The organism is Pseudoalteromonas sp. GW168-MNA-CIBAN-0100, assembly GCF_040309225.1.
Classification (GTDB): Bacteria; Pseudomonadota; Gammaproteobacteria; order Enterobacterales; family Alteromonadaceae; genus Pseudoalteromonas; species Pseudoalteromonas arctica.
Map to the genome: position 1 here is coordinate 1 of NZ_JBEOOL010000142.1, position 426 is coordinate 426.

The window sequence follows — 426 nt, forward strand, 5'->3', positions numbered from 1 at the left end:
CCCCTAACCTCTTTATAAATAATTTACTTAAAACTATGTTTGCAAATGTATTTTAGCCTTTTTGAACCTCAAAGTGGTTAAAGTAAACTACCCATCGACGCCACTTCGTGTCGAACAATGGGTTTTCTCGGAGTTTTTTGGATAAAATAACGTGTCTGGTTTTATTTCTAACTGAAACTTACTGTGACACGTTAAATTTTTATTCTGATTTATTAGCTATTTTTTGTAAATTCTCGTGAATTTTGAATAAAACGATAAGTAGTTCACACCAAATTCTAGCGCCAATTACACCACCAACAATAATACCAAGCCCAGTCCAAAAACCACCACCGTACTGCATAAACATAGTACTTACACCAGAAATTACAGCACCTAGTAACATTAACCAATATACAAAAGTAATGATTTTAGGTGTCAGCATAGATT

General features: G+C 33.3%; 1 protein-coding gene. It reads right to left on the minus strand.

Going from position 1 to position 426, the window contains the following annotated elements:
• Nucleotides 1-199: 199 nt before the first annotated feature.
• Nucleotides 200-426 (minus strand): DUF4282 domain-containing protein (locus AAEY62_RS20425; protein WP_350636039.1); only part of this gene is annotated, 227 nt, incomplete at its 5' end.